Origin of the sequence: Flavobacterium undicola (assembly GCF_009909155.2) — a bacterium.
Lineage (GTDB): Bacteria > Bacteroidota > Bacteroidia > Flavobacteriales > Flavobacteriaceae > Flavobacterium > Flavobacterium undicola.
In genome coordinates this window covers 26228-34596 of sequence record NZ_JAAAPM020000034.1, presented here as the reverse complement: position 1 = coordinate 34596, position 8369 = coordinate 26228, and the positions used below count along the sequence as shown (strand labels likewise).

Below are 8369 nucleotides of genomic sequence, written 5' to 3'. Positions count from 1 at the left end.
TAAGCTTTGCAAGCTTCATCATTTGGCAATTCTTTTATAAAGTTTAGTATGCTTTGTCCTTCAAATACTTCCATAACGACTGTTTTTAAAGACATAAAAATACAGAAACTAAATGACTAACTCAATTTATTTTATTTATTCGGCAATGAGAGGAGGAGCTGTTTCGTTTCACTCTATTACCATTTCTAATGCTGTTGTTTTCCATTATTGACATTTTTTTTATTCGTCTAAAGAGCCGGAGTATGCTTTGTTTCGTTTCAGGAGCATAAAAGGTTAGTGTTTAGCAGGAGCAAGGTTTTGTCAAAGAAATACGACCCGAATGGGTGGAGATTTTTTGACAAACCCGTAGGGCATGACCTTGTTCCTGTGTTAAGAACACTAGAATACCTTTGCTCTTGAAATGGGACAAAACAGCATACTGGCTCTTGAATAAAAAACAGTGGAAGTGATTAAAAAGGCATTGAGTAAATGGTTCAATGTGATTTGAAAACATGAACTAATGCAATAGAATTCTTAAAAAAAATTAAGTGTCTAATATTTTTCTAAATGTTTGGCTATGGAAGCCATGTAAAAGGATCTTGAAAAATAGAGTTTGGGAGAAGATTTGGATTTATCAAGATTTTTTTATTAGATATCCGATTAAGCTTTTTTATGAAGTAGGGTAGCGGATGAATAAATGTGCTTTGAGGATTTGAGTTTATATGCTGGATATACATTATACTAGGAGTCAATTAAAGCCAAAAAACTCCATTCAGAACACCAGATCGATTATTTATTTGTTACTCTATTACATTAGCTGTATGAATGGCTGATAAAAAAGCTATTGTTCCTAAAAAATAAAAAATAAAAACAATAGATAGTGTTATGGGGAAGATTGTAACTAAAGAAGATTTAAGACAGTTTGGTATATTATTAATTGATAGTATGCGAACTATTATTCAAGAAAATAATAATGATAAAACCGAAACATTAGAGCTTGAATGGCTGAAAAGTAAGGCAGTGAGAAAGCTTCTGGATATTTCTGCAGGTTCAGTACAGAATTTAAGGATGACACAGAAAGTCCGATTTAAAAAAGTTCTTGGTTCCTATTACTACAATAAAAAAGATCTGCTAAAACTTTTTAAAGATGAATCAAACAAATAGTAAAACAGAAGACCAAATAATAGATCAATTATCCATTTATATGGATGATCCGCAGCTAAATGTTTGGCATTTGGCTATTTTAACAGCAATTTTAAGTTTGGGATATAGGCAGAAGGAGAGACATAGGATTAGAGTCAGCCGACATAAGATTATGTTATTGTCACATATTAATACAATTCCAACTTATCATAAATATTTTAAACAGCTTCAGGAGTTGGGGTATATTAAGTATAAACCTTCCTACCACCCAGGTTATAGAAGTGAAGTTGAATTAAATCAAAAGAGGTTATCTATAAGATAACCTCTTTCCTTTTTTAGTGTTAAATTTTATTAGTTGTATGTCTAGAAGGATGAAATATTATATTTCTCTTTAATTAATTCTATTTCATTCTCCAATCGGTTCAGTGTAGTTAAATCTTCCTGTGATATTTCAGTTTTTTCAAGCTTTAGTTTTTTATTCAGAAGTGCCATTTCCCGACCTATAGTAGCTTGTTCTGTGATAGCGTAAGCTTCCGTCTGTTTCACTGATGAATGCCCTAGCATTTCCTTTACAACATTAATAGGGACGTTATTATTTAATGTTACTGTACTTCCAAATGTTCTGCGTGCCATATGCGTATTGAGCGTGAAGGGAAAACCGCATAATTCAGCAATTTCTTTAAGGTATTCATTCATTTTCTGATTAGAAGAAACAGGCAGTACTGTTCCGCGCTTAAGGCATAAGGGATGATCTTTATATTTTTCAAGAATTTTGATAGCCTTTGGAAGAAGCGGAATTCTTGCCGTAGAATTTGTTTTCTGTCTTTCATATAAAATCCATTGATTTCCGTCAACACCATCTTTTATGTCGGCTCTCTGAAGCTGAAAAGCGTCAATGTAAGCAAGTCCTGTATAGCATTGGAAAACAAAAATATCACGCACAGTATTGAGTCTGTCTGTTGAAAATTGATGTCTCTCAAGTTCAGCTAATTCTTTTGCAGAAATAGGCTTCTTTACAATTTTAGTTTTCTTTCCTTTAAAACTCTTAAATGGATCTTTGATAATGATTTCTTTATCGATGGCTCGTATTACAATTTTTTTGAAGTTGGAAATGTATTTAAGTGTGGTATTATTTGAGCATTTCCTTACTGTACGGAGATAGAACTCAAAATCTTTTATAAATTCAAAATTTAAATCAGCAAATTCAAAATCACTGGCATTATATTTTAATTTAATGAAAGCTGTAACGTGGTTTTTAGTGATATTGAATCTCTCCAGTGTGGCTTCTGTATATCCGTTACCAATTAGGGCTTTCATTTCATCATTGTGTTTTTGAAATTCTTCCAGCACCCGAGCTCTGGGTGTTATTCTTCCCATAACATGATCCATAATCTTTTGGGAGGTTATGGGTTTTCCTGTATACATAATTTCTGTTTTGATTTCATGGATTTTCGTAGTGAGTGAATCCAGGAAAAAATTCAGCGATTTTGCATCTTCTTTTGTTCCTACTGCTCTCTCAGTTTTCTGATTCCAGCGCTCAATGTCCCACTGGCGTCTGGTTGATGCTTCTTTTGGGATACCATCAACGGTAATCCTGAAATAAACGGTCCTAATGTTACTTTCATGGCGGGGTACTTTCAAAAAGAAAATTAGCCCAAAGCTTTTCTCTAGCATAATTCAACTTATTATATTAGTAAATGTAGAATTATAACTTAATTTAGACAAGATGTAAACCTGCTTAACCCCTCTGATAACGGGACTTAAGATGAAATTTTGTGGCACAATTTTAAAATCTCAAGCTGTGCCACGAATGTGCCATAAAGATTTTGCGTGATTTTATAAATATTGAAAAGTGGTATAAAAGAAAAAACCCTGCAAATCGTTTGATTTGCAGGGTTTACCGCTTTTTATAGGCTTTTTTGAAAACTTTGAAAAGTCTCTTTTTTAGCCTTCAGCGGAGAAAGAGGGATTTGTATCTCTCTTTTTATGCTAGTGTTTATAAGGGTTTAGCTGTAATATGTTTCGATAGGTCATTAAATAGGTCACTAGTAAAAACCAATAAAGAACGTTAAATAATATTTCATGTAAATATAATCAATATTCCCATATAATACAATACTTTAGACTATTCTTTGAACTGCTTAATGAACTAGTTTTTAATGGATAAAGAACCGTTTTAGAGCTTCGTAGAAGCATCAAAGCTTATCCAATAATACAAGGTAAAACGTGTTCAATTTGTAGTCCTGAAAAGGCGCAAAATTCTTCAATCGAAATTAATTGATGAGGCTCTTTGTTGAGGTTGTCTTTTACCTTTTTCAAATACAATCTTGCCTGCCTATATGTTTTACCTGTAATACGTTGTACATCTTTTGGATAAATACATACCCTAGTGTTACTTCCTACCATTACTATATTTTAATACACTATCTATGCCTTTGGTACGCCTTTGAGTAACCTCAACATACAATCAATTGGCTTCGATTCTCGACAAAGTTATGGAAATCACTTTATGAATAAGTGATTAAAACAGGTAATTATATACTCTTTAGTACCATTATTGACATTCACTTTTTGAAATTAGTTTTAAATGATAGAAACTTTGCCCATAATCATTCGAGATTTAGTTGCAACGAGTATTCGGAATGAAGGAGTAGTTAGTGAGTTTTAAACTTAAATTTTAGAAATTATGGCAAGACAGAAAGGCATAATTAAATTGAAAGGTACTATCGGAGATATTACTTTTTACAAAACAAAAGACGGGCATTTGGCACGTGAAAAAGGCGGAATAGATGCGAGCAGAATTGCGAGCGATCCTGCGTTTCAAAGAACGCGAGAGAATGGCTCTGAGTTTGGGAGAGCGGGAAAAGCCGGAAAGGTTTTAAGAACGGCTTTAAGAGCTGTTTTAATAAATTCTGCGGACAGCAGAATGGTTAGTCGATTAACTCAACAAATGATTAAAGTTATTCAAGCTGATACAACCAGCGTTAGGGGATTACGAAATGTAATTGATGGTGAAGCTGAACTTTTAGCAGGATTTGAATTTAATATTCGTGGGAAACTGGGAACAACTTTGTTTGCTCCATTTGTGGCAACAATTAACCGAGTGACTGGAGATATTACTGTCGATTTAGCTTCATTTGTTCCATTGAATATGATTTCGGCACCAAGTGGTTCGACGCATTATAAAATCATTTCTGCAGGGACTGAAATTGATTTTGAAGCAGAAACTTTCGTTGTTTCTAATTCAGAATCGGCTATTTTGCCATGGGATATCAATCCATCGGTTGCTATTAATCATTCTAATCCTGTTACACCAGCTAGTACAAAACCATTGTTTTTGGCTTTGGGATTGGAGTTTTATCAAGAAGTAAATGGTCAAATGTATCCATTGAAAAATGGCTCATACAATCCATTATCGATTGTTAAAGTGGATAGCGGTGTATAATGGTTTTCTCGATAACTAGAACTTATTTCCCTGAAGGAACGAACGGTAAACTCGAATGTGAGGGTAAATTCATCTGTAATACGATTGAATTGCCTTGGAAAAATAACGAAACGAAAGTTTCCTGCATTCCGGAAGGGAAATATTTTATAAAAAAGCGATACAGCAAGAAATTTCAATGGCATTTGGAAATATTTAATGTAAAAAATAGAAGTTTAATTCTATTTCATCCAGCCAATAATGCTTTGCAAGAATTGAATGGTTGTATTGCTCCAGTAACTAAACTTTCAGGACCAGGTTTAGGTCTAATGTCTCGAAAAGCTTTTGCCAAATTAAAAGAATTTGTTTATAAAGCTTTAGATAAAGGCGAAAGCGTTGAATTGATTGTTCAATTTTAAATTTATTAATTTATGAATGCAATAAAAAGAGCAAAAGCTCCAACTCCAAAATTTTTCAAAGTGCTTCGAAATGTGGGTTTGGCATTGGTCGCCATTGGCGGAACAATTTTGACCGCACCAGTGGCTTTGCCAGTTATTGTTACTTCGATAGCAGGTTATTTGGCGGTTGCTGGAGGTGTCGTTTCTGCAGTTAGCCAATTGACAACCGAAAAAGCCGATGGAACATAGTAATTCGACTGTAATTGGTACCGCTGGCGGTACATTTTTGAGTGTTTTACCGAACTTACATTCGGAAGATGTACTGAAAACTATAATTCTTGCCACACTTGGGGCGATTGTCAGTTTTACAATATCTTTGGTACTCAAAATTTTCATCAAGAAGCACAAAAAATAGTCTAATTCTAGTTGTGGTGACCTTTGGATTAGACAAAATGAAAGTCAGGTCTGAATAGACTTGACTTTTTTTATTTTATGATTATATTTGAAATAACTATTTATGAATATTAGTAATACTTAGTTTATTATCGGTTATTCTTTTTAGATGTCCTCCTGCAACATTTTTCCAGTTTGCACTTGGTGGAATAACAGTTTACAACTATATTAAAAATCTAGAAGATATGAAAGGCATTGGAATTTTTTTGAAAAGGTGGATTGGAGTTAACGCGGACAGACCAAAAGTAGAAAAGTCTAATCGATATTGAATTAGGGACGAACATATTGCAGTTAACTTCTCAGGTTCGATTCCTGACTGTCCACTAAACAAATATCCCAGCTTTGCTGGGTTATTTTTTATTACAATAACGATACAAAATAGCTTTTTTTAAATCATTAATCAAATTAATATTTTCGTGAAATTGTTTTTCTTTTTTCTCCAAAAGTTTGAGAGCTGTCACATTTTTTTGATGCTCTTCGTGTTCCAGCATCATTAAACTAGCTTTAGGATTGAATTCTTTTGTGAAATCTGGAAGACGCAAAAATGGATTAACCGAACCAACTAAAAATTGATGCCAAAATTTAGTTTGCCATAAACTATAAACGACAAAATAAATATTCTCACAATCTTCCTCGTTTGAGAAAATGATAACAAAACTGTTTGTAAATGGCTCTTTTTGTGGCTTTCCGCTGTTCATTCCTTTGTTCAGTATGAATAAATGGGGTTTTGTATAAACGGTATCTTTTTGGTGGGTTTTGATGATAAAATTTGGCATACTTTCGGATTTTAGAGGTGTACTTCGCTACGCTCTGCACACATATAATTTTTTAAAAGAAAAAAGGAAAAAAAAGAAAGTCGTCTATTAAGTGGAGGTTTCAAGAAAAGCAAGTTTTTTCAAAAAAATACTACCCGGCTTTTTACGATAAAGTTGTTCGGAATTGGAATTTTGATTCTTGTCAAATGTTGATGCGAGCGAAAATGTAGGGTGGAGATTTTATTGAAAACCCGTAGGGCTTGAACTTGATTTTCTTGAAACCGGAACTTACCTTTACTTTCTTTTTATTTATTTTTTTATTTTTCTCGTGACCGATAGACTTCTTATGAAATGAGATCTAAAAAAGTTGATTCGGAAGATGGGAGTTCTTCAGAAAGGGTATGGATTTTTAAAACAGAAAAAAGAAATGTAAAATCCATTCCGATTATTTTTCTGATTTGAAAATTTATACTCTTTCCTGGACTTGATTTTGTGTGTATTGAAAATCGCTTTTTGGAAATTTTTCAGATTACGGTAAACGTTGTAAAGTGATTTTCAATACTTACAAAAACAATGAAAAGATAATTCCTAGTGCGATGAGGCAGTAGCGCAGGCAAGTGTGTGGTTTTTTATTTGCTTACTAGGGTGTATCTGATTGTTTTTATGATGGCTTGATGCCAAGATTTAGGTTGCAGTATTCAGTTTACAGTTTACAGAAAAAGTTGTTTGGAAGTGTTATGGCATCTTGGCCATCGTGAAAACAATTACTTCGATAGTTTCTGGTAAATAAAAGAACTACACTCTTGCTGGCTTTTTTGGTTTTATGGGTAGAAAAATGGCTTTATCCATAGGCATATCAACTACAGGTTAAAGCCATTTTTTTACTCATAAAAGCAATGCAAACACTACCGATTTAAATGCAAAGTTGCTAAAAACAGTGACCGTGAAAGTTCTTGTGAACATTTAGTTCCGTAAAGCTTCCTATGAAATGGCGAATGTTGTTTTAGCCAGTGGTGAAGGACGGTTTTTTTATTGCTGGCAGGTGCGAGGGAGCAATAAAAAAAGTTGTCCTGGAGCCACTGGCTAGCGCGTTGGGTGAGGGGCTGTTTTACATAAATGATATTATAGCTTCGTTACAAAAACCAAAAAACAATATTAACGCTTTGTGATGAACTATAATACTCAATTATGTAACACAGCTTGGGGAAAGTTTTTGTTGCCCTTACCTAAAATTTCTTTTTAAATAAAGACGTTTTAGGGCGTACAAAAACTTTTAGAGCGTTGGCAAAGGAGTGGCTTATGAAATGTAAAATGTCTTTTTATCACCGAATGAAATCATACATTTTTTATAATCAATAGCGTATTGGAAATTAAGATTTTCTTGATTTTTTTAGAAGGTATTCCATGGCTTCTTTTTTTATATCATCTTGTGTTTTTATTCTTTTGGAAAATATCCATTCATCGATTTCTGATTTTTTGAAATAAAGTTTGTGACCATTTTTATAATGCGGAATTTCTTTTGTTGATGTTAGTTTATAGATTGCTGATTTGCTGACTTTCAAGTATGATGATAATTGTTCCAGATTCTGCAATTCTTTTACAAGAGCTTTAGGTTCTTCTCGTATGTCAAGTTTCTGGATAGCTTTTTCAATTCTATCCAGTCTTTCTAAAATAAGTTCAAAAGGATTTTCCATTTTTACTATAAAATTAGAGTAATAGTTTTATTAAGCTTTTAATACTTGCCAAATCAATAAACCAATATTTATTATTCCGATTAGAATATTAATCCACGTTGTAATTTTATTGTTTTTCTCATTCTTAAGATTTTGTTTTGCAATTTTCTTGTTCAATTTATTAGCTGCTAAATTTGATTCTGCTAATTTTATTTCAAATTTTTCTTTCTTAATTTTCTTTTCCTCTATTTTTGAAAAACCTCCTTTTTCAATAAATTTCTTGGTTGTAATATCAACTTGTATTAGATAAGTTTCGTTGTGATCAAAATAGTCAATTATAATATCGGGATGTTTTCCTATTTCTGAAATATAGTATAGTATTTCTTGATTGGTCATTTCTGGAAATACATCTTTAATCACTTCAGTTGCTATGGTAAAATTATCATCTGCACGTTCTTTCAAGCAGTATTTAAGGATAGCATCTTTTATTTGACTTTCTTTCATATAAGCTGAATTTGGATTATAAAGTGGAAATTGGAATATTTTG

The 8369-nt window shown here is 32.7% G+C and carries 10 protein-coding genes; 5 read left to right on the top strand and 5 right to left on the bottom strand.

Features of this window, described 5'->3' with window-relative positions; genetic code table 11:
- Positions 1 to 864 precede the first annotated feature (864 nt).
- On the top strand, positions 865 to 1143 hold the full coding sequence (locus tag GTZ96_RS15800) for a DNA-binding protein (protein ID WP_161644877.1): 279 nt from the start codon (positions 865 to 867) through the stop codon (positions 1141 to 1143).
- Positions 1127 to 1444, top strand: coding sequence for a hypothetical protein (locus GTZ96_RS15795; RefSeq protein WP_235973016.1), 318 nt, complete (start codon positions 1127 to 1129; stop codon positions 1442 to 1444). The genes GTZ96_RS15800 and GTZ96_RS15795 overlap by 17 nt, the downstream gene beginning before the upstream one ends.
- A 41-nt stretch (positions 1445 to 1485) precedes the next feature.
- Here the strand turns inward: GTZ96_RS15795 and GTZ96_RS15790 are convergent, their stop codons facing one another.
- Together GTZ96_RS15790 and GTZ96_RS15785 are read right to left on the bottom strand one after the other, a co-directional pair.
- Positions 1486 to 2796, bottom strand: coding sequence for a site-specific integrase (locus tag GTZ96_RS15790; protein WP_161644876.1), 1311 nt, complete (start codon positions 2794 to 2796; stop codon positions 1486 to 1488).
- Positions 2797 to 3324: 528 nt separating this feature from the next.
- Complete coding sequence (locus tag GTZ96_RS15785) at positions 3325 to 3528, bottom strand: hypothetical protein (RefSeq protein ID WP_161644875.1); 204 nt, start codon at positions 3526 to 3528, stop codon at positions 3325 to 3327.
- A gap of 280 nt (positions 3529 to 3808) precedes the next feature.
- On the opposite strand from GTZ96_RS15785, the gene GTZ96_RS15780 reads away from it, so the two are divergent.
- From GTZ96_RS15780 to GTZ96_RS15770, 3 genes are read left to right on the top strand one after another with little or no spacing between them, the layout of a single operon-like run.
- Complete coding sequence (locus GTZ96_RS15780; RefSeq protein WP_161644874.1) at positions 3809 to 4567, top strand: hypothetical protein; 759 nt, start codon at positions 3809 to 3811, stop codon at positions 4565 to 4567.
- On the top strand, positions 4567 to 4962 hold the full coding sequence (locus tag GTZ96_RS15775) for a DUF5675 family protein (protein ID WP_161644873.1): 396 nt from the start codon (positions 4567 to 4569) through the stop codon (positions 4960 to 4962). The genes GTZ96_RS15780 and GTZ96_RS15775 overlap by 1 nt, the downstream gene beginning before the upstream one ends.
- Positions 4963 to 4974: 12 nt before the next feature.
- A complete protein-coding gene (locus tag GTZ96_RS15770; protein ID WP_161644872.1) occupies positions 4975 to 5190 on the top strand; it encodes a hypothetical protein in 216 nt (71 codons plus the stop codon).
- 554 nt (positions 5191 to 5744) lie between these two features.
- On the opposite strand, the gene GTZ96_RS15765 is transcribed toward GTZ96_RS15770, so the two are convergent.
- From GTZ96_RS15765 to GTZ96_RS15755, 3 genes are all read right to left on the bottom strand, one after another.
- Positions 5745 to 6170 carry a DUF6943 family protein gene (locus GTZ96_RS15765; protein WP_161644870.1) on the bottom strand — a complete coding sequence of 142 codons (426 nt, stop codon included), beginning with the start codon at positions 6168 to 6170 and terminating at the stop codon, positions 5745 to 5747.
- Between the two features lie 1349 nt (positions 6171 to 7519).
- On the bottom strand, positions 7520 to 7843 hold the full coding sequence (locus GTZ96_RS15760; protein ID WP_161644869.1) for a helix-turn-helix domain-containing protein: 324 nt from the start codon (positions 7841 to 7843) through the stop codon (positions 7520 to 7522).
- Between the two features lie 30 nt (positions 7844 to 7873).
- Positions 7874 to 8326, bottom strand: coding sequence for a hypothetical protein (locus GTZ96_RS15755; RefSeq protein WP_161644868.1), 453 nt, complete (start codon positions 8324 to 8326; stop codon positions 7874 to 7876).
- Positions 8327 to 8369: the final 43 nt, after the last annotated feature.